Below are 19,459 nucleotides of genomic sequence, written 5' to 3'. Positions count from 1 at the left end.
CTACGCACAATTGAGTGTTTGGGGCGAAAGTTCAGCGGGCAATGAAGCGAACCAGCCAGTCGGTCAGGCCGCGATAGGGCGGCTTGATGAGATCGCTCGGGGCGGGCGCATATTTCGTCAATATAGGCATGACCTTGGAAAAGGTCAGGAAGCCGTCATAACCGTGATACTGGCCCATGCCGCTGGCCCCCACGCCGCCGAAGGGCAGGTTGCTGCAGGCAAAATGATAGAGCGTATCGTTGATGCAGACCCCGCCAGCGACCACATGGGCGAGGATGGTGTCGATCTCGGCAGTGTTCTCGCTGAAGCAATAAAGCGCCAGCGGGCGGTCATGGCCCAGCACATAGGCAATGGCGTCATCGGTCGAGCGATAGCTGATGACTGGCAGCAGCGGTCCGAAAATCTCTTCCGCCATGATGGCGCTGGTCACTTGCGGCTCAAGAATGAGCGTCGGCGTCATCAGGCGCGTTTCGGTGGAGGGCGCGAGCAGCTCGACGATGCCCTCGCTTTTGTCCTTCGCATCGGCCAGCAGGCCGGATAACCGCTGCAATTGCGCATCGTTGATGATGGTGGTGCGGTCCTGACCGGCGGATGCGCCGCCATAGCGGGCCTGCATTTCGGCTTCGAACAAGGCAATGAATTCATCGCGCTTGCTGTGGTGGATCAGCACATAATCCGGCGCGATACAGGTTTGCCCGGCATTGAAAAACTTGCCGTTTGCGATGGCGCGCGCCGCCCGCACCAGATTGGCGTTTTCGCTGATGATGGCGGGAGATTTGCCGCCAAGTTCCAGCGTTACCGGCGTCAGATTGGCAGCTGCCGCTGCCATGATCTTGCGTCCCACGGCGGTGGAGCCGGTGAAGAACAGATGGTCGAAAGGCAGGCTGGCAAAGCGGGCGGAAAGCGCTGCATCGCCTTGCACCACGGCAACGCGATTGTCCGGAAAGACCGTGCTGATGAGCTTTTGCAGGAAGGCTGCCGTCTGTGGCGTGTGTTCAGATGGTTTGAGCAGGACATGGTTGCCTGCCGCAATGGCCGCCACCAGCGGCGCGAGCGCCAGATTGACTGGATAGTTCCACGGCGCGATGACGCCCACGACACCCAGCGGCACGAAGCGGACTTCGGCTTTCGCGGGCCATAATTTCCAGCCCGCCTTGCGGCGCTTTGGCTTCATCCAGCGCTTGAGATGGTGCAGCGCGTCATCGATTTCGGCAAAAACCACGCTGGCTTCGCCAAGCAGGGTTTCATGGGCAGAGCGGTTTCCGAAATCGGCGCTGATCGCCTTCGCCATATCGTCGAGCTGTGCGGCCAGGCCAGCACGCAGGCGCTTGAGGTCATCGATGCGTTGCTCAAAGGGCGGGCGATGATCCAGCCATGCCTGACGCAGACGTGCGAAAACCGCGTCGAGATCATCGCTCATGGGTGAAATCCTCGGTCGAGCGGGCGAACAGGAATTGCGCCACATAATAGGTGGCGAGCACCCATAGCCCGCTCAGCGGAATATCGAAGCGGAACCGGTCATAGGCGAGAAGCGTGTCGCTGACCATGAAGAACAAGCCGCCCCATGCCGCGAGCCAGGCGGCGTAATGTTGTGGTGTTTCTGGTTCGGTGCCGCTTGCGCGGCTGAAAGCCTGCGCGGCCATCAGACCCAATGCGGCGGCATAGATGATGACGGGGATTTTCATGGTCCCCGGCAGGGCCGTCCAAAGGCCGGTGATCAGCGCAACTGCCGCAAACGCGAAGACGACGAAGGCGCCCTTGTTCTGCGCAAAGCGGCTATGGCGCGACAGGGCGTAAATATAGGCGCAATGGGTGATGAGAAAGCAGATCAGCCCACCCATGAAATAATCACCCGGCAGCATCAGGAAAAAATCGCCAAGCGCTGCGAAGGCAAGGCCGAAAGCCACGGCAAGGCCATAGGATTTCGAGCGCGGCTTGCCGGAACAGAGCACCGCCGCCAGCAGAAGCAGCGTTGCGGTCGGCTTGGTGAGATAATGCAGCCAGCGCCAGAACGAAGTTTCGCCAGGATAGCTCAGCAGACTGCCTGCGATGGCGCAGACCGCGCAAAACAGGAAAAGACCATAGAGCGTCCGATTCCGCCCGAATTCCAGCAGGCCTTTATGCCGCATCTCAACTCCCCCGTTTATGATGCCGGTTTTTTATTCTTGTGTTGCCGCCGCTTCGCGCCGCCTTTTGCGACCCATGCGCTCGGCCCGGGTGGAAAGCTCCGTATTGCCCTCGAGATCGGTTTGCAGGATCAAGCCTTCCTGCTTCAGCCACCGGATAATCTCGCCGAATGCGCGGTCGTAATCGGGCTGTTCCATGGCGAACCTCTTGACCATTTTACCGGGACGGGCGATACCAATTTTATTGCTAACTAATTGTTTTTACGCACATCAAACACAAAACCATTTCACACTTTTGCTGGAAATGCGTTCCGTTGCAAGGCGGAAAATGTCAGCGTCATGAACGCTTCAAATCTTGCCGCTATCAGATAGGCTTCCTGTTTCTGACCCGACCAAGGTGCGTTTGATGAAGTCTCCGCTTTTTGTTGCAGCATTTTGCGCCGTTGTTTCCCTGACGTCAGCGGCTTTCGCGCAGGATTTCAAAATGCCAGTGCTGCTGGGCGAGATCGTGCTGCCAACCGGCCTGCAAATTAAAGGCGTTGAGTTCGGCGGCGTATCCGGCCTCGACTATGATGCGGCGCAGGATATCTATTACGCCATTTCCGACGACCGTTCCGAGAAGGCTTCCGCGCGGTTCTATACGCTCAGGATCGTCGCCGACGAAAAGGGACTGCACAGCGTCGATATCCTTTCTACCGTCACGCTGTTGAATGCCGATGGCAAGCCGTTTGCGAACAAGGATGTCGATCCGGAATCCATTCGCTATCATGCGGGCACCGGCACGCAGTTCTGGACCAGCGAGGGCGACCGCAACGGCAAACCGGCCGTGCGGGAATCGCGCATCGATGGCAGTCTGATCCGTGAGTTTGCCTTGCCCGATTATTACATCCCGAATGCCGACGGCACACGCGGTATTCGCAATAACCTGTCCTTTGAAAGCCTGACCTTTTCGCCGGATGGCAAGACGCTGCTCGTCGGGCTGGAAAATGCGCTGCTTCAGGATGGTGACAAGGCAACGCTGGAAAAAGGCAGTCGCGCCCGCATACTCGCCTTCGATATTCTGTCCGGCGGGGTGAAGGCGGAATATGCCTATGATACCGGGCCGATCTTCACCAAGGCGACCAAACTGCCCTATTGGAACGACAACGGCATGTCGGAATTTCTCGCCTGGGGCGACGATCTGTTGACGGTCGAGCGCTCTTACGCGCATGGCGTGGGCAACGAGATTAATTTCTACCGCGCGCGCTTTGCCGGTGCGACGGACGTGAGCGGCATGGCGACGCTCAAGGATGTTTCGCTAACGCCGATGGCCAAGGAAGCTGTGCTGCGGCTGGGCGAAGGTGATTTCGGCCTCGACATCGATAATATCGAGTCGGTCAGTTGGGGGCCGACAATCGGCGGACATAAAACGGTGGTCATCGCTTCCGATAATAATTTCAACCCGGAACAGTTTACTCAGTTTGTCATGTTTCAGCTTAATGCAGAAGCAAATTGAACGCAGGTTCAAGTATAAATGAATTAAGTAAACATGGTAATTCTTCTAAATAAATCCTCGTCGGTCAGATATGGGTTTATACAGCCGTAAGATGTTCAAAACATTGTGTTTTGTCAGAATTACAATCCGGTAGCGAAAAAGTGACATCAGATTGTCGTCAAATCGATTATATATTCCAGCTTCGCTTTTCATATTCACCATTCATGAGGGAATACATGCTGTCACAAGCCAAGGTAGACCAACTCGGAATCACGATCGATGTGTATCAGAAAGCGGCGAAGCAGTGGGTTGCTTCCGGCATTTATGAAGGCCACCACATCGTCGTCGAAAACCAGACACAGGGTACCGCCGTCAGCGCATGGCGTGACCGGGCGCTTTCCGTTTCGGATAGCGGCACCGCATAATTTTTTTTGAGTTCGTTAGCAGGGTGGCCAAACGGATCGTTTGCCGCCAATTTCTTTTCAAAGCCGGGCTGTTACGGTCGATTTTCAGATGACTGCAACAGCCGTTACAATCAAATTTCTCGGGGCTACCCCCCGCGTTCCTCGAAACCTTCGGCATTACCTTCGTCCACCTTGTGACGCAGATATTGCTTCAGCCGGTTGATATCGTCGCTCTGCCAGTTTTCTGCGCCGGTGATGTCACGCCAGGCTTCCAGATAATGCTCCGGGGCATAGACATGTCCATGCCCCATGGGCGCGCTGTCGGCAAATGCCATGTCGACCACCAGTTGCAGCGCGGTCACGATCGGATACCAGCGTAAATCGGCTGATACATCGGGACCGCGCGGCTCTTTCATCCAGTCCGGTTCGCGATAGAACATGCTGCTGTTAAAGAACACGATGGCATCGCTGGCATATTGCAGATAGATCGTGCGCATCACGCCCCATTCGCTGCCATTGCCGGGCGCTTCGCCATTCTGGTTCATGAAGCGGACGAAGGCGCCGTCGCGCACCACAGGCAGCCATTCCGGCGTATCGGGATTGCGGCTGCGCGTCAGCGAACGCCACAGCGCGCTGGGGAAGGGCGGGCCGCTCCACAGGGCGCCGTTCAGGGGCGCATCCAGTATTTCAAACAGCGATACCGAGCTTTGCGAATTGAAAGCGCCGAGGCTCAGACCATGCAGATAAATCTTCGGTCGTTTGTCGGCAGGCAGGCTTTTCCAGTAATCATAGACCGTTTCGAACAGCGCGCGCGCCGACTCCGCGCCATATTCCGGCTGAAACAGCAGCGATAGCGGGCTGTTCAGATAGGAATATTGCACGGCGATGCTGGCCACGTCGCCGTCGCGCAGATATTCCAGCCCGATCATGGCGGAGGGATCGACCCAGCCCGTACCGGTCGGCACGATGATCACCAGCGCAGAGCGGTCAAAACCGCCCTGCCGCTTCAGTTCCTCCAGCGCCTGTCTGGCTCTTTCCTCTGGCGTACGACTGACATTGAGCCCGGCATAAACGCGGATCGGGTCCATGGCCGCGCGCCCGGTAAAGGCGGAAATCTCGGCGGCGGTGGGCGCAGAGGCGATATATTCGCGTCCGGCACGGCCAAGATCCTCCCAGCGGATCAGCGAGGCGGCGCTGCCTGTCTTGTCGGGGGAGGAGGGTTGCACGCGGTCCGGCTCCATCAGGGCGTCATAGCGCTTGAAGGACGCATCGAGCGATTTGAAGGCCGTATTGATCAGCACGCCGTTGGCGACGGTCCAGATCAGAAAAGCCGTCACCGAGGCCGCAATCACATTTGCAACGCGCCTTGGCATGATGCGGCGCATCTTCGACGAGATATAGCGCCCAATGCGAATGAGAATGCGGGCAATGACCAGCAGCACCAGAAAGACAGCGATGGCAATCGCGGTCAGGGTCGCGGGATAGGCGGAGGGCACCGGCGGCATATCCATGGCCGTGCGGATCGAATTTTGCCAGCCAGCGGATGAGCGAAGCGCGATCAGCGCCACGGCAAGGCAGACAATGCCGACGCCGATCTTCAGGAGGGCGCGCTTGCGGCCCTTGATCTCCGGCAGTTCGAGATAGCGCCACAGCGCGCCGAAAAGCACGCCGATGCCATAGCCGATGGCGAAGACCAGCCCGCACAGCGCGCCCTGAATGACATAGGTTCGGGGAATGAGGCTCGGCGTCAGCGCCGCTGCAAAGAATAACGTGCCGAACGCCAGTCCCGTGGCGCTGAAGGAACTGGTGGCGCGAAAGAGGGCGAGGACAAAGGCGCGCATCGACACTTGCTCCAACAGAATTGCTTAGTCTTTGGATATAAAGCATTTCCAACAAAAGTGCGAAGCGGTTTTGTGCCCGGAAATGCGATTGAAAACAAATCGATAGAGCGCCCAGCGCTCACACAGGGCAGAGTAAAAGGCCGTTGGCGGAAACGACGTATGGACGCTACGCGGTTACCTGCGTCCCAACCATCAAGTGCACCGAAGTATGCGGCTTATAAGTGTTAATTTTGAATTCCCTCAGCTAAGTCGAGAATTTCGGCGTTGTTCTTGCTGTTTCCTTCCACTCTGTTGGTTTAAGCCGTGATTTATTGCAGTTGATACACCCTGACTGTCGTGTTTGATTATATCCCTTCATCTTATGACAAGATAAAATATTTCACGTGAATTACTTTCAATTCCGCATAATGGCGATCTGAATAAATTTTTACAAAGAGATTTTGTGAGGCTAGGCATATGGAGCCTGAATATTTAATTTTCATGGGAAAAAATGCGTCGGAAACTAAAGCCGCACAAGAAATTGAAAAGGCCATGACGGGTGCGCTTGGAAATTTTCATCAACAGCATAGTTCCCTGTCGCCCCTCGAAAGAGCGCACGCTGTTCAGAAATATAATTATCCGATTAGTCCTTTTAATGCAGTTGGTCGCAAACGTGCTGGTTCTGGCGTTAGTGACACCCTACTGGAGAAAATCGCTCGAAGTTCCAATGATTTTTCGATTGAACCGGCGACAGGAGCTGCTGCAGCGCTTGATGCAGATGTTCCGGGAACAAGCAGTGTTAATATGTCGACCGCTGGTAATTCGTATGAAGCCATGGCTCGTGAGCGTGAAGAGCGGTTTGGTCGACTAGTTGGTAATTGGGGCACCGAACGGGAGAATGATATTAACATAAATAGTGTCATACGTGGTGCTTATCTGAGTGCAAAAAATAGCATATTAAACAATGTCAATAGTCAGGGAATGAAACATAATTTTAGTACAATAATGTATAGTAATAAATGGTATACAGAGGTTGGAACTGCTTTTCAGAGATACAGAAAAGTTAAATTATTTGAATCAATTAGAAAAGAAACTGGGCTCGAGCAAATTGAAGCAAAAGCGTTGAATCAGGTTTTTGGATATTTTGAATCCAATAAGGAAGAATATATAAAGTTCTTAGTTTTTAAGTGGGAAAAAGGCCTGTAGAGCATTATATTTACTTGTGAGTTTAAATGCATTTATGGCGCCGCCGTTCTCTGCGTCCTTGCCTTGATGCGCCCATTGGCTTCAGATTTTGTGGCCGAAAACCTGTCAGCTGCCGCTGAATATTAATTCATTCTAAAACAGAGATATCGTATGGTTGCTGCGGTTATCCAGCCATCGATTTCGCTTGTTTCACAGTGCGTTGCGATCATCCGGCAGAAGCCTGTCGCTCGGCAGATTTTGCATGTGACAAGCCGTCAGAAATCCTCTACGCCTAGTGGTGGACCGCTACGCGGCGGTCTGGGGTATCGTAGCCCCTGTAGTGTGGCTGGTGTCGCCAAAAGATGCCGAACCTTCGTCCTTTATGGTCAGGGTGCTTGCGACGTATGTCCAGGCTTCCCTGAAGCTAAAGGTCGTGAGGCCGTCACTACACGGTTACGAACACCCTGATCACCAAAGATCGAAGGGCACAGCGCGGGGGCGTACCGCGAGAGTGCACCGGGGTGGAGACCGATCGTGGCGAAAATGCTCAGTTTCTATGCAATCACCGATGACAAGATGACGGAATGGGATGACGTGTTCTATGTGGACTTGGCAGACGCCGAAGCTGCAATACAAAGGACACTGAAAGAAGTCGAAGAACAGCTCGTCTTCTGGCCCCGTCCTATACGATGTCCTACGGTGCTTTACCTTGAGCGGGTCAGCGTTCCGTTCACCGAGGAAACGCTGTTTGCCTTGCTGAATGACAAGGGGCCGCCCAGCGTTTTTGCAGAGCGGGAAGTCCTCAACATGTATTACACGAACGGAGAAACTTGGCTGGGGTCGGGCTTCTGTTCGTAAATTGAATCAGCAGGAGCGCCAGTCGGTCCTGCTGTTTTCCTGCCAGCCGCATTTGTGCAGCAGCGGCGTGTCGTCGGTGAAGCTCGGCCAGCCGACGCACAGATAAAGGCTGAAACGCCAGATTGCCGGCACGTCGAAAAGCCTTTCCATGGCCAGCGGATTGAGTATCGAAACCATGCCGACACCAAGGCCCAGCGACCGGGCGGCGAGGTTGAGGTTTTGCACGGCCATCGCCGTGCTTTGCTCCAGCGTGGAAGCCATCGACTGTCGCCCGAGGCCGTGCCCTTCCGCCGGATCCGTTTCCGTGAAAATGGCGAGCTGCAACGGGGCGATGGCAAGCCCCTCCAGTTTCAGGTCACGATAGGCCTCGGCGCGCGCGCCATCGTAAATCTCCGCCGCTTTGCGGTTGGCTTGCCTGAAGGCATCGTGGACCGCCTGCCGCTTCTCAAGGCTTTCTACGGCGAGGACGCGCCAGGGCCGCGCATTGCCGACAGAGGGTGCATAATCCATCGCCTGCCGCAGCGTTTGAATCATCGCTTCGTCTATCGGATCGCTGCGAAAATGACGAACATCCCGCCGCCATTTCAGAAGCTCGAAAAAGGTGTCGCGATCGGCGTCGGTGAATTGCATATCTGTCTTCCTGAAGCTCAGGCCGGGGTTTGGACGCTTGGGAATGCGACGGGCCCAGAAAGCAAAAAAGCCCGCTTGCGCGGGCTTTTTGGGATGCTTCTGGACCTTGGTAGCGGTCTGAAGACTTGGAAATGGTGCCCAGAAGAGGACTCGAACCTCCACGCCCTTGCGAGCGCCAGCACCTGAAGCTGGTGCGTCTACCAATTCCGCCATCTGGGCGACGAGGACCCATCTAAGGGGTCGGCTTGCCTCTGTCAATCGCGTTTTCGAAATAATGTCAGCTTTTTTTCAAGCTGTCCGTTTTCCATGTTGAAAACGCTATCGGGCGCGGCTTCGCGCCCGATAAATTTGCCGCCAACTGCATGTCAGGCTTCCAGAATTTCCTTCGAGGCCACAGTCGAATCAGCATTGAGCCGGTAAATGATCGGCACGCCGGTATTCAATTCCTGCTTGAGAATCTGTTCCGGCGTCAGGCCGTCGAGCGCCATGATCAGCGCGCGCAGCGAATTGCCATGTGCAGCCACCAGAACGCTCTCGCCGCGCAGCACATGCGGCTGGATCTGATGCAGATAATAAGGCCAGACGCGCGCGCCGGTATCCTTCAGGCTTTCGCCGCCCGGAGGAGGCACGTCATAGGAACGGCGCCAGACATGAACCTGCTCTTCGCCCCACTTGGCGCGGGCATCGTCCTTGTTGAGACCGGACAGATCGCCATAATCGCGCTCGTTCAGCGCCTGATCGCGGATCGTTTCAAGGCCGGGCTGGCCCAGCTCATCCAGAATGTGCTGGCAGGTGGTCTGCGCGCGGGTCAGCACTGACGTATAGGCGATATCGAACTTGAGACCTGCGGCCTTGAGGCGCTGGCCAGCGGCCTTGGCTTCGGCATGGCCCTGTTCGGTCAGGCCCGGATCGCGCCAGCCGGTGAAAAGATTCTTCAGGTTCCATTCGCTTTGGCCATGGCGAACCAGGACGAGAGTACGAGACATAGGCAAGGCTCCGTTGGTGGGTAAATCAAAGCGCATCCCGAAAAGTGTGAAACGGTTTTCGGAAAAGATGCGCGTTCAAACAAAATAGTAGAGCGCCGATCTGATGCAATCAGATCGAAACGCGCTCTAGTCACTCAGCCCGAGCACGTCGAGCATGGAATAGAGGCCGGGCTTTTTGCCATAAGCCCAGAGTGCGGCTTTGACGGCGCCGCGTGCGAAGATGGTGCGGTCCTCGGCATGGTGCGACAGCACAATGCGTTCGCCGGGGCCAGCGAGAATCACCGAATGGTCGCCGATCACCGAGCCGCCGCGCAGCGTGGCGAAGCCGATGGTGCCTTCCGTGCGCGGGCCGGTATAGCCGTCACGCGCCCGCACGCTGTTGTCTTCAAGGCAGATGCCGCGGCCTTCGGCGGCCGCTTGGCCAAGAAGCAGGGCAGTGCCGCTTGGTGCATCCACCTTGTGCTTGTGGTGCATTTCGAGAACTTCGATGTCGAAATCTTCCGGTCCCAGCGCCTTTGCGGCCTTCTGTACCATGACGGAAAGCAGATTGACGCCGAGACTCATATTGCCCGACTTGACGATGGTTGCATGGCGGGCGGCGGCGCGGAATTTCTCGTCGTCTTCTGCCGAGCATCCCGTGGTGCCGATGACATGGACGATGCGGGCCTGTGCAGCGAGCCCGGCAAAGGCCACGCTCGCGGCAGGGCTGGTGAAGTCGAGTACCCCTTGCGCCTGGGCAAAGACCGGCAGCGGATCGTCGGTAATCTTCACGCCAAGCGCGCCGACACCGGCCACTTCACCGGCATCCTTGCCGATCAGCGGCGAGCCGGGGCGCTCGATAGCGCCCGCAAGCTTCGCGCCGTCTATCGACTGGATCGTCCGGATAAGGGTTTGGCCCATGCGGCCACCGGCGCCGACGACGACGAGGCCCATTTCGCTGTTTCGGCTATCCGGTTCACCGGTCATTTTGTCCTCCTGTGCCCGCAGGCACATCATCCGCAGTCAGTTCTTCGATTGTCGGCTCGGTCATACTGTCGGCGCTGCCGCTCTGCAATTGATAGAAGCGGGCATAGACGCCGTTCGGTATGGCGATCAGCTGTTCATGACGGCCTTCTTCCACCACGCGCCCCGCTTCCATAACCACGATACGGTCGGCATTGACGACCGTGGACAGGCGATGGGCGATGACGATGGTGGTGCGGCCCTTCATGATCGTTTCCAGCGCCTGCTGGACGCGCTTTTCCGATTCGTTGTCGAGTGCGGATGTTGCTTCATCGAGCAGCAGCACCGGCGCCTTGCGCACGATGGCGCGCGCAATCGAAATGCGCTGCCGCTGGCCGCCGGAAAGCGTTGCGCCGTTTTCACCAATCGGTGTGTCGTAGCCCTGCGGCTGTTGCAGGATGAAATCATGCGCATGGGCAAGCTTGGCCGCCTTGACGATTTCATCATCGGTCGCATCCGGGCGTCCATAGCGGATATTGTCGGCAATGGTGCCTTCGAACAGATAGGGCTGTTGCGAGACATAGGCCACGGCGTGGCGCAGCGAGCGCTTGGTGACCTTGGAAATATCCTGCCCGTCGAACAGGATCGTTCCCTTGTCGAGATCGTAGAACCGCTGCACGAGATTGATGAGCGTTGACTTGCCCGCACCCGATGCGCCGATGATCGCCGTGGTTTCCCCTGCCTTGGCGGTGAAGCTGACACCATGCAGAACCGGCGCAAGCTCGCTATAGGAGAAATGCAGGTTCTCGAACTGGATTTCGCCGGGGCCGGGGTTCAGCGGCACCGCATCGGCGGCATCGCGCTGGTGCGGCTTGATATCCAGCACTTCATAGATCATGCGGGCATTGACCAGCGCCTTTTCCAGCCCGACCTGAAGGCGGGCAAGACGGCGGGCCGGGTCATAGGCCAGCAACATGGCGGTGATGAAGGCAAAGGTTGCGCCGGGCGGCTGTTGTTCGAGGATGGCGCGATAGCCGCTATAGGCCAGAACGCCGGATACGGCGATACCAGCCAGTATTTCGGAAATCGGTGTGGTGCGTTCGGACACCTTGGCGATCTTGTTGCTGCGTCCTTCCGACAGGTCGATCAGATTGCCGATCTTGGCGCGCAACTGGTCTTCCATCGTGAAAGCCTTCACGACGGCAATGCCCTGCACGGATTCCTGCATGGCGCCGAGAAGATGCGAATTCAGATGCACCAGATCGCGGGTGACCGAGCGGATGCGGCGCGAAATATAGGCGACGGCCAGAATGAGCGGCGGACCGATGAGGAAGATCGCAACCGACAGCATCGGGTCCATATAGAACATCATCGCGATCAGGCCGATCAGCGAGATAAAATCGCGCGCAATCGACGAAATCGTCATGTTCAGAAGGTCGCGGATGCCGGAAACATTCTGGTTGATCTGCGCCGCCAGATGGCCGGAACGGGTATCGTTGTAGAAATCGAGACCGAGCTTCATCAGATGGTCGAAAATGCGCTTTTGATAGCGCGCGACCAGATTATTGCCGATCTTGGCAAGCTCGACGGCCTGCACATAGCCAGACAGACCGCGCAGAATGAAGATCGCCAGAAGCGTGCCACAGATGACCCAGATCAGCGGCAGGTTCTGCTCATAGAAGATCTTGTCGATCATCGGCTTCATCATATAGGCAAGCGCGGCGTTCGATCCGCCGACGATCAGCGATGCTATGATGGCGATGATATAGTTCTTCTTATATTCACCGATGTTTTCCGACATCATGCGCCGGATTACGCGGGTCGCTTCGCCCGTGTCGATTTTCTTCTTTTTCTTTTTGAATAGGCTCACGTGCAAAAGCGCTTCATTCCTGAGCTCGGTATGTCCGAGACTGCCGTTGAAAATGCGTTGGTATTAAAACCAAAAACGCGGCGGTGAAAAGGCCGAAAGCCAATTCCCCGACGCGTTTCTATAGCTTTAAGTCGCGTAATTATCCATCCCTGGTATCCGATCCAAAAGTCGCCATGCCGGTCTGCAAAGGGCGATTTCTGCGCTTACCTAGGCTCACGTACCCAAAAGTACGCTCCGCTTCGGTTCTCGAAATCACCATTTTCGCCACGGCCTGCCGCTTTTTGATTCAGACACCCTGATCCTCTTGCTGGCGGAACTTAGCCGATGCGCCAGCGCCGCCCGTCCGTCGAGACTTCGAAGCGCGATGGTGCGCAGGCGAAAGCCGACAAGCCGCTCAGCGCCGCCAGCGGATAAGTGATCACGCGGACCGGAATGTCGTGCATGATAGCCTGATGCGGCGCTTTATCCTCAAAAGCCGTGCGGAAACCGCCAGCCCGCAAGGCTGGAATAATGCGCTGCGGAATGCCGCCCGACAGGTAAACGCCGCCATGCGCCATGAAGACAAGCGCCATGTCGCCCGCCACACGGCCAAGATAGGTCGCAAACAGGTCGAGCGTTTCGCTGGCTTGCGCATTGCTACCATCGAGACCGGCAGAGGTGATGTCGGCGGGCGTTTCCAGCGTCGGGGTCACACCGTCGGCGGTGCAGATTGCCACATAGAGATTGTGCAGGCCGCGTCCGCTCAAAATCTGCTCGGCGGAAACGCGCCCGTCGATCTGCTCAATATGCGGGAAAATCTGATAGTCGCGTTCGCTGCGCGGGCCGACATCGACATGGCCGCCTTCACCCGGAACCGGCACCCAGGCCTTGCGGGTACGCACCAGACCGGCCACACCGAGGCCAGTGCCCGGTCCGAGTACGACGCGGGTTGCAACCACCTCGTCGGGCTTGCCGCCGATCTGTTCCATATGGTGACCTTCGAGCGACACCACGGCCAGCGCCTGCGCCTCGAAATCGTTGAGCACGGTCACATCCTTGAAGCCGAGATCGGCGATCAGCTTCTTCGGGCGCACAACCCAATCGCAATTGGTGAGGTCGATTTCCTCGCCTTCGACGGGCCCGGCAATGGCCAGAATGACCGAGCGCGGCTGCAGCGACGTCTGGTCGAGAATAGCCGTCTGAATGGCTTCATCGATGGTCGCATAATCCGCCGTCTGAAGAACCGGAAATTCCTTCGGGTCGGAGTTAGCATCGACAAGGATCGCAAAGCGGGCATTGGTGCCGCCGATATCGCCGACAAGGACTGGAAACTGAAAACTCTGTTCGGCGTCGATCATGGCCTGCATTCTCTCTCCCTGTCGTTTCTTGTGGCCCTTGGGAGCTTACCAAAGGCTGTTATTTCTTCGCTCGTATCAGTCCAAAGCCTTGATCAGCTTTTCCGCCGTGGCCGGGTTCAACGCCATCGGAATGTCGTAGACGCTGCCAAGCCGCGTCAGCGCCTTGACATCCACATCATGCGGAAGCGGCGACAGCGGGTCGATGAAGAAGATCAGCACTTCAACGGTACCTTCGGCAATCATCGCACCGATCTGCTGATCGCCACCGAGCGGGCCGCTTTTGACACGCTGGATCGTCAGCGAAGGGCAGGCTTCAAGGATCAGCCCGCCGGTCGTGCCCGTGGCGACGATATCGAAACGCGACAGCGCCTTTTCATGCGCGCGCGCAAAGGCGACCATGTCGTCTTTCTTCAAATCGTGGGCGATCAATGCGATGCGCAGGCGCTCTGTCATGAAGTTGATAACCTTGTCATCTGGCTCTAAATCGTTTTAAACCTATAGCTGAGCCATAGGTCGGTGAAAAGAGGGCTTAGAGAAAATGCCCCGCCGTCAAGCGTCGGGGCATGATAGTTGTTTACTGTACCCCATAGGTCACTTCGGCGACCGAATTGGGAGCCGGACCATCCAGCACAGCGGCACATGCCTTTGGAAGATCGGATACCATGACGGGGCGGGGCTTCTTCGGCGGTTCCTTCGATGGCTTGGCTGGCTTCCACGGCTCATCGGTAAACCACCATGCAAGTGACTTGTCGCAACCGTCGCCAGCGGCCACCTTGGGCTGCGACTTGCATTGCGGCGAGCCAGGCTGGCAGGTCAAGCGCACATGGAAATGGTAGAAGTGCCCCCAATAGGGACGAACCTTGCCGAGCCAGCTTCTGTCGCCGGTCACGGTGTCGCAAAGCTGCTTCTTGATGCCGGGATGCACGAAGATGCGTTCGACTTCCGGATAGCTCGCGGCATGTTTGATCAGCGCCGTGCGGGCAGGGGTCCATTTCTTTTGATCGACGTAAAGCGAATCCCCTTTCAGCATCGACACGGCGGAAACGCTTTCGCGTTCGGCATCGGTGAAGCGCTTCTTAGGCATCGGCGTCAGCCAGATATCGGCGTCGAGGCCGACCTGATGCGAGGCATGACCCGTCAGCATCGGGCCGCCGCGCGGCTGCGAAATATCGCCGACAAGCAGTCCCGGCCAGCCATCCTTGGCAGCATCGCGGGAGAGTTTTTCCAGAAGACCGATCATACGCGGATGGCCCCAGCGGCGATTGCGCGACAGGCGCATCACCTGCCAGTTCGGGCCGTCTGTCGGCAGCGCGACAGCGCCCGCAAGGCAGCCCTTGGCATAAAAGCCGATCGATTGTGGCGATTGCGCCAGCACGGGCAGCTTTTCCGCACCGAATGCCTGCTTGGCGGGCCTATCATCCGCCATGGCCACGGGCACGAAATCGGGCGCGATCATCGCCGCCAGCGAGGCGATGAGGACAAATTTCTTCAGTTTGTTTGCGATCATGGGGCAATTCCATGGTTTGCCAAAGGGCGCTGCGATTGCGAATCAAACAGCGAAACTGCGGGCATTATGCTGTGTGAAATGCTGGCCAGCAATGCCGGTCGGCGGTTTGTGACAACCGACCGGCTTTTCGATCAGCTCCGTTGCAACCTTGCAAGCATGGTCAGGACCACAAGGGGCATGACGGTACAGAACGCGATCAGCGGCCATGCCGTGTCGCCGGGCAGCAAGATGACGAGGACCGTTCCCGCCAGACTGACCATCAGGCTCTGTATGCAGAAGTAAAGCGCGACAGCCATGCCCGCGCTGTCGTCAAAGGCCGCCAAAGCGCCGTTTGCCGTCATGGATGCTGTCAAAACAATGCCGATGGCCGCCAGCCACATCGGCGCTATCAGGCTGGCGAAGGATGGCAGCAGCAGCTGTTCGGTCAGGAGCAAAGCCAGCGCGCTGGCAAGGAGCACGACCATGCCCAGCGCCACGCTTTTGCGCACCCCCCATTTCCGCGTGTGACGTGACAGGAGGCGCGTGGCGGCGATCATGACAAGGGCAACGCTTGCAAATGTCAGGCTGAATTCCGTTTCTCCGTAGCCGCCTCTTTCGATCAGAATGCGCGGCGCGGTGGAGAAGAAAACGAAGAAGGTGCCCATCGCGGTGCCGAAACCCAGCGTGTAGGTCCAGAACGGGAAATCCTTCAATATTTTCAAGGTATTTGCATTGTTCGCCCCAGTGCATTCAGGGCGCGTTTCGGGCCAGTGGCGGTAGGCCCGTCCTGTTGCGATAAGGCCAAGTAGACCGAGTGTCATGAAGATCGCGCGCCAGCCGAAACCGCTGGCGATCAGTGCACCAGCGATTGGGCCAATCGCCGGAACGAAGGACAGCATGGCACTGAAAAGGCCGTAGATCGTCGCGCCTTCCGGGCGGTTGGCATAGACGTCGCGCACCGTGGCAAAAGTTGCGACAAGTGCTGCCGACGCGCCGACAGACTGGGTGAACCGCAAGGCGACGAAAAGCGTGGCGCTATCGGTCGCTGCCAGCGCGAAGGAAGAAAGCGCAAAAACGACCCCGCCGCCAAGCAACACCGGCTTGCGCCCGATGCGGTCCGACAATGGGCCGAAGATGAGTTGCCCGACGCCCAGCATCACCATGTAGAGACTGAGTGTCAGTTGCACCATGGAAGGCGTCGTTTGCAGAATTGCGGGCATGGAGGGCACCACCGGCAGGTAGATATCCATGGCCAGCGAGGCAAGAATGTCGAAGGGAGCCATCAGCGCAAGCGCGAATGGCAAGGTGAAGCTCCAGGATGGAGTTTTCTGAGGATCAAATGGCATGACAAAGCATCCGCTCGAAGACAATCGGGCGGCAATCTGCCTGCAATGGAAGAAATTGGTCCGGGACAGATGCCGCAACAGGTTGGAAAAGCTGTTGCGGCTTATTTATCTGCTGACTTGCTGTTACCCATCGTTCTTGTCCCGATTTGAAATTTGTATCAGCGCTTTTACCCGAAGGTGCGCGCGCATGCAATCAGCGCCAGTTTTCGTCGCGCCACATGGCCGAAAAGGCGGTTCTGTAGTCGGGATAAGCGAAGGAATAGCCCAGCGCTTCAATACGCTTATTGGAGACGCGCTTGTTCTCACCATAGAAGGAGCGCGCCATCGGTGTCAGTTCCGCTTCTTCGAACGGCACTTCCGGCGGCGGCGTGACGCCCATCAGCTCCGCTGCATAGGCAACGACATCCTGCGGCGGCGATGGTTCATTGTCGGTAATGTTGAAAATACCGCCCGTATCGGTGCCCGCGAGAAAGCGCAAAGCGCCCGCAATGTCTTCCACATGGATGCGGTTGAAAACCTGATCCTGCTTGACGAGACGTCGCGCCGTGCCGCGCTCCAGATTGACGAAAGCATTGCGACCGGGACCGTAAATGCCCGACAGCCGCAGAATAGCCAGCGGCGTTCCATGCCGCTCGCTCAATTCTGTCCAGGCCTGCTCCGCCTCGACGCGTTCTAGGCTGCGGCGCGAAACCGGCTTGCAGGGTGTGGTTTCATCCACCCAAGCGCCCTTGTGATCGCCATAAACGCCGACGGTCGAGAGATAGCCGATCCAGCGAATCGTATTGTCTGGGCGGCGCAGCGCTTCTTCGACCCATGCGAGCGTCGGGTCGCCCGCTTCGCCGGGCGCAACCGAGACCACCACATGGGTTGCCTTGGCAAGCCGTTCCAGAAGGTCGGGCGAGGGCGTTTCACCATCGAACAAGACCGGCGCAATGCCGGATTTCTCAAGGATCGGGAATTTCTGTTCATGACGGGTGGTTCCGTCGATGCGCTCTGTTTCTCCCGTCATCCGCTTGGCAAAGGCTTGCGCCGAATATCCGGCCCCGAACAGGAAAATGCGCATATCAGACTGTCTCCGTATTCCACTCTTCCTGCACCGTAGCATCCTCCTCCGTGGAGGCCAGACGTTTTTGCAAGGCATCGACATGGCCCGGCTCGGCCAGTTGCTTCAAGGCCCAGACTGCCGCCCCGCGTACGACAGGTGCGGCATCGCCAAGCAGCGCTTCGATCTGTGGCAAAAGCGTTGTATCGCCGGAATTGCCCGCCGCGATCAGCACATTGCGGATGAAGCGGTCGCGCCCGATCCGCTTGACCGGCGAGCCGGAAAAAAGCGCGCGAAACGCCGGATCGTCGAGCGCCAGCAGGTCGCTGAGACGGGGCGCTTTCAGATCGTCGCGCGCCTTCAGCTTCATTTCGCTGGTTGCCTGCGCAAATTTGTTCCACGGGCAGACCGAAAGGCAGTCGTCGCAACCATAGATGCGGTTGCCCATCACCTTGCGGAACTCCGCCGGAATAGGCCCCTTGTTCTCGATGGTGAGATAGGAAATGCAGCGGCCTGCATTGATGCGGTAGGGTGCTGGAAAGGCCCTGGTCGGGCAGGCGTCGAGACAAGCGCGGCAGGAGCCGCAATGATCCCGGTCTGGCTCATCTGGCGGGATTTCCGCCGTGGTGAAGATCGAGCCGAGAAACAGCCATGACCCCAGTTCGCGGCTGACCAGATTGGTGTGCTTGCCCTGCCAGCCAAGGCCTGCGGCTTCCGCCAGCGGCTTTTCCATGACGGGCGCAGTATCGACGAAGACTTTGACGTCCTGCCCGGCCCGCGCGGCGAAGCGGCTTGCCACATGCTTCAGCTTGCCCTTGATGATGTCGTGATAATCGCGGTTCTGCGCATAGACCGATATGGCCGCACGATCTTTCTGGTCGAGGATAGCCAGCGGGTCGGTGTCCGGCCCGTAATTCATGGCCAGCATCATGATGGAACGGACTTCGGGCCACAGCACGCCGGGATTGGCGCGGCGCTCTTCGGTCTCTTCCATCCAGAGCATATCCGCGTGATGGCCGTCGGCAATATATTGCCGCAGGCGTTCAGGCGCCTGCGGGATAGCATCGGGCGTGGTGAAGGCGACGGCGTCGAACCCCACGGCTTTGGCTTCTTCGATGAGGAAGCGCTTCAGTTTTTCTGTTTTCGAATTAGAAGTCGAGATCGCCATATTGGGCCACCGGGGCAAGCCCGCGCACGCGATCAGACAGAAGCGGGCGGAAAGCGGGACGCGACTTCATGCGCGCATACCAGTCGCGTGCCGCGCGCGTTTCGCCCCATTCGATTTCGCCGAGATAATCCAGCACGGAAACTGCCGCTGCCGCCGCCATATCGGCATAGCTTGGATGCGCGCCTGCCAGCCAGTCGCGGGTTGCGGCCAGCCAGTCGATATATTTCATATGCTGGCGGATATTGGTGCGGGCTGCGCGGATCGCGGTCGAATCCGGTGCACTGCCACCCATTTCAGCCGCCATCTGCAATTTATAAACGCGCTCGCGGGTGATGTGGCGCGTGACTTCGTTTTCGAATTTCAGCAGGAACCAGTCTACCAGACGGCGCACTTCGGCGCGCTCCATCGGGCTTTCCGGCAAAAGGCGACGGTTGCGCTTCAATGCGCCGCGTGTCTCATCGAGATATTCGGCAATCACCGTTGCGCCCACGACCGGCAGGTCGTTTTCCGCCAGCAGCACCGGCAAAGTGGCGGCAGGATTCAGCGCCAGGAATTCCTTGCGGCGCGACCACGGCCTCTCCTCGATCAGTTCCGCTTCCACGCCATATTCGCCGAGGATAAGCCGCACATAACGCGAGCCTGAAGACATGGGATGATGAAACAGCGTAAGCATGATCGACGCGGTACTCTCGACTGACACAGCTTGAATTGAACGTCCGGAGATTGGCATGGCGTTTGCGCATGCAGCAGGCTATTTCTGCTGCCAAGCGATTCGGCGCCGCCTC

Annotated in this window: 19 protein-coding genes and 1 tRNA gene; 4 read left to right on the top strand and 16 right to left on the bottom strand. The window is 57.7% G+C overall.

From position 1 onward, the window contains the following. Positions 1-31 precede the first annotated feature (31 nt). From D8666_RS17460 to D8666_RS24265, 3 genes are read right to left on the bottom strand one after another with little or no spacing between them, the layout of a single operon-like run. The gene (locus D8666_RS17460; protein WP_235858993.1) at positions 32-1,420 is read right to left on the bottom strand and encodes a coniferyl aldehyde dehydrogenase; all 1,389 of its coding nucleotides are present in this window, start codon (positions 1,418-1,420) and stop codon (positions 32-34) included. Continuing rightward, the gene (locus tag D8666_RS17455; protein ID WP_109369669.1) at positions 1,410-2,129 is read right to left on the bottom strand and encodes a lysoplasmalogenase; all 720 of its coding nucleotides are present in this window, start codon (positions 2,127-2,129) and stop codon (positions 1,410-1,412) included. The genes D8666_RS17460 and D8666_RS17455 overlap by 11 nt, the downstream gene beginning before the upstream one ends. Before the next feature lie 30 nt (positions 2,130-2,159). Further along, the gene (locus tag D8666_RS24265) at positions 2,160-2,324 is read right to left on the bottom strand and encodes a hypothetical protein (RefSeq protein WP_167836107.1); all 165 of its coding nucleotides are present in this window, start codon (positions 2,322-2,324) and stop codon (positions 2,160-2,162) included. A gap of 208 nt (positions 2,325-2,532) precedes the next feature. On the opposite strand from D8666_RS24265, the gene D8666_RS17445 reads away from it, so the two are divergent. Together D8666_RS17445 and D8666_RS17440 are read left to right on the top strand one after the other, a co-directional pair. Further along, positions 2,533-3,621 carry an esterase-like activity of phytase family protein gene (locus tag D8666_RS17445; RefSeq protein ID WP_121538884.1) on the top strand — a complete coding sequence of 363 codons (1,089 nt, stop codon included), beginning with the start codon at positions 2,533-2,535 and terminating at the stop codon, positions 3,619-3,621. A 215-nt stretch (positions 3,622-3,836) separates the two neighbouring features. Next, positions 3,837-4,025: a hypothetical protein gene (locus tag D8666_RS17440; RefSeq protein ID WP_109369667.1), complete on the top strand. Its 189-nt coding sequence runs from the start codon at positions 3,837-3,839 to the stop codon at positions 4,023-4,025. A 125-nt stretch (positions 4,026-4,150) separates the two neighbouring features. On the opposite strand, the gene D8666_RS17435 is transcribed toward D8666_RS17440, so the two are convergent. Then, entirely contained in the window at positions 4,151-5,845 is a 1,695-nt protein-coding gene (locus D8666_RS17435) for an alpha/beta hydrolase (protein WP_109369666.1), read from the bottom strand. A 456-nt stretch (positions 5,846-6,301) separates the two neighbouring features. Between D8666_RS17435 and D8666_RS17430 the strand changes: the two genes are divergently transcribed. Then, on the top strand, positions 6,302-7,030 hold the full coding sequence (locus tag D8666_RS17430) for a hypothetical protein (RefSeq protein ID WP_109369665.1): 729 nt from the start codon (positions 6,302-6,304) through the stop codon (positions 7,028-7,030). A gap of 513 nt (positions 7,031-7,543) precedes the next feature. After that, on the top strand, positions 7,544-7,867 hold the full coding sequence (locus tag D8666_RS17425; RefSeq protein WP_109369664.1) for a hypothetical protein: 324 nt from the start codon (positions 7,544-7,546) through the stop codon (positions 7,865-7,867). Positions 7,868-7,873: 6 nt separating this feature from the next. On the opposite strand, the gene bluB is transcribed toward D8666_RS17425, so the two are convergent. The 12 genes from bluB to D8666_RS17365 all read right to left on the bottom strand — a co-directional run bounded on the left by bluB (position 7,874) and on the right by D8666_RS17365 (position 19,347). Further along, complete coding sequence (gene bluB / locus D8666_RS17420) at positions 7,874-8,497, bottom strand: 5,6-dimethylbenzimidazole synthase (protein WP_109369663.1); 624 nt, start codon at positions 8,495-8,497, stop codon at positions 7,874-7,876. 132 nt (positions 8,498-8,629) lie between these two features. Beyond that, positions 8,630-8,716 (bottom strand) — tRNA-Leu (locus D8666_RS17415). A 146-nt stretch (positions 8,717-8,862) separates the two neighbouring features. After that, the gene (locus tag D8666_RS17410; RefSeq protein WP_109369662.1) at positions 8,863-9,483 is read right to left on the bottom strand and encodes a 2,3-bisphosphoglycerate-dependent phosphoglycerate mutase; all 621 of its coding nucleotides are present in this window, start codon (positions 9,481-9,483) and stop codon (positions 8,863-8,865) included. A 126-nt stretch (positions 9,484-9,609) separates the two neighbouring features. Then, a complete protein-coding gene (gene dapB, locus D8666_RS17405; RefSeq protein ID WP_109369661.1) occupies positions 9,610-10,449 on the bottom strand; it encodes a 4-hydroxy-tetrahydrodipicolinate reductase in 840 nt (279 codons plus the stop codon). Beyond that, the gene (locus D8666_RS17400) at positions 10,439-12,295 is read right to left on the bottom strand and encodes an ABC transporter ATP-binding protein (protein ID WP_109370296.1); all 1,857 of its coding nucleotides are present in this window, start codon (positions 12,293-12,295) and stop codon (positions 10,439-10,441) included. The genes dapB and D8666_RS17400 overlap by 11 nt, the downstream gene beginning before the upstream one ends. Positions 12,296-12,612: 317 nt before the next feature. After that, a complete protein-coding gene (locus D8666_RS17395; RefSeq protein ID WP_121538868.1) occupies positions 12,613-13,641 on the bottom strand; it encodes a glucokinase in 1,029 nt (342 codons plus the stop codon). A gap of 66 nt (positions 13,642-13,707) precedes the next feature. Continuing rightward, the gene (locus D8666_RS17390) at positions 13,708-14,085 is read right to left on the bottom strand and encodes a methylglyoxal synthase (protein WP_109369659.1); all 378 of its coding nucleotides are present in this window, start codon (positions 14,083-14,085) and stop codon (positions 13,708-13,710) included. 121 nt (positions 14,086-14,206) lie between these two features. Continuing rightward, a complete protein-coding gene (mepA, locus tag D8666_RS17385; RefSeq protein ID WP_109369658.1) occupies positions 14,207-15,139 on the bottom strand; it encodes a penicillin-insensitive murein endopeptidase in 933 nt (310 codons plus the stop codon). Positions 15,140-15,270: 131 nt separating this feature from the next. After that, positions 15,271-16,464 carry a CmlA/FloR family chloramphenicol efflux MFS transporter gene (gene cml, locus D8666_RS17380; protein ID WP_109369657.1) on the bottom strand — a complete coding sequence of 398 codons (1,194 nt, stop codon included), beginning with the start codon at positions 16,462-16,464 and terminating at the stop codon, positions 15,271-15,273. Between the two features lie 193 nt (positions 16,465-16,657). Continuing rightward, on the bottom strand, positions 16,658-17,527 hold the full coding sequence (locus D8666_RS17375; RefSeq protein ID WP_109369656.1) for an SDR family oxidoreductase: 870 nt from the start codon (positions 17,525-17,527) through the stop codon (positions 16,658-16,660). 1 nt (position 17,528) lies between these two features. Continuing rightward, the gene (gene queG / locus D8666_RS17370; protein ID WP_109369655.1) at positions 17,529-18,674 is read right to left on the bottom strand and encodes a tRNA epoxyqueuosine(34) reductase QueG; all 1,146 of its coding nucleotides are present in this window, start codon (positions 18,672-18,674) and stop codon (positions 17,529-17,531) included. Next, positions 18,655-19,347: a glutathione S-transferase family protein gene (locus tag D8666_RS17365; protein WP_109370295.1), complete on the bottom strand. Its 693-nt coding sequence runs from the start codon at positions 19,345-19,347 to the stop codon at positions 18,655-18,657. The genes queG and D8666_RS17365 overlap by 20 nt, the downstream gene beginning before the upstream one ends. Positions 19,348-19,459: the final 112 nt, after the last annotated feature.

It is taken from the genome of Ochrobactrum soli, from assembly GCF_003664555.1.
GTDB lineage: Bacteria > Pseudomonadota > Alphaproteobacteria > Rhizobiales > Rhizobiaceae > Brucella > Brucella teleogrylli.
Note: the sequence above shows the minus strand (reverse complement) of the source record. Positions and strands in the feature narration are given on the sequence as shown.

Bases quoted from the DNA above. Each gene is read 5' to 3' on its own strand.
- D8666_RS17445 (WP_121538884.1), top strand. From the start codon at position 2,533: ATGAAGTCTCCGCTTTTTGTTGCAGCATTTTGCGCCGTTGTTTCCCTG.
- D8666_RS17365 (WP_109370295.1), bottom strand. From the start codon at position 19,347: ATGCTTACGCTGTTTCATCATCCCATGTCTTCAGGCTCGCGTTATGTG.
- D8666_RS17455 (WP_109369669.1), bottom strand. From the start codon at position 2,129: ATGCGGCATAAAGGCCTGCTGGAATTCGGGCGGAATCGGACGCTCTAT.
- D8666_RS17460 (WP_235858993.1), bottom strand. From the start codon at position 1,420: ATGAGCGATGATCTCGACGCGGTTTTCGCACGTCTGCGTCAGGCATGG.
- dapB (WP_109369661.1), bottom strand. From the start codon at position 10,449: ATGACCGGTGAACCGGATAGCCGAAACAGCGAAATGGGCCTCGTCGTC.
- mepA (WP_109369658.1), bottom strand. From the start codon at position 15,139: ATGATCGCAAACAAACTGAAGAAATTTGTCCTCATCGCCTCGCTGGCG.
- D8666_RS17430 (WP_109369665.1), top strand. From the start codon at position 6,302: ATGGAGCCTGAATATTTAATTTTCATGGGAAAAAATGCGTCGGAAACT.
- bluB (WP_109369663.1), bottom strand. From the start codon at position 8,497: ATGCAATTCACCGACGCCGATCGCGACACCTTTTTCGAGCTTCTGAAA.
- queG (WP_109369655.1), bottom strand. From the start codon at position 18,674: ATGGCGATCTCGACTTCTAATTCGAAAACAGAAAAACTGAAGCGCTTC.
- D8666_RS24265 (WP_167836107.1), bottom strand. From the start codon at position 2,324: ATGGAACAGCCCGATTACGACCGCGCATTCGGCGAGATTATCCGGTGG.
- D8666_RS17410 (WP_109369662.1), bottom strand. From the start codon at position 9,483: ATGTCTCGTACTCTCGTCCTGGTTCGCCATGGCCAAAGCGAATGGAAC.
- D8666_RS17395 (WP_121538868.1), bottom strand. From the start codon at position 13,641: ATGCAGGCCATGATCGACGCCGAACAGAGTTTTCAGTTTCCAGTCCTT.
- D8666_RS17435 (WP_109369666.1), bottom strand. From the start codon at position 5,845: ATGCGCGCCTTTGTCCTCGCCCTCTTTCGCGCCACCAGTTCCTTCAGC.
- D8666_RS17390 (WP_109369659.1), bottom strand. From the start codon at position 14,085: ATGACAGAGCGCCTGCGCATCGCATTGATCGCCCACGATTTGAAGAAA.
- cml (WP_109369657.1), bottom strand. From the start codon at position 16,464: ATGCCATTTGATCCTCAGAAAACTCCATCCTGGAGCTTCACCTTGCCA.
- D8666_RS17440 (WP_109369667.1), top strand. From the start codon at position 3,837: ATGCTGTCACAAGCCAAGGTAGACCAACTCGGAATCACGATCGATGTG.
- D8666_RS17375 (WP_109369656.1), bottom strand. From the start codon at position 17,527: ATGCGCATTTTCCTGTTCGGGGCCGGATATTCGGCGCAAGCCTTTGCC.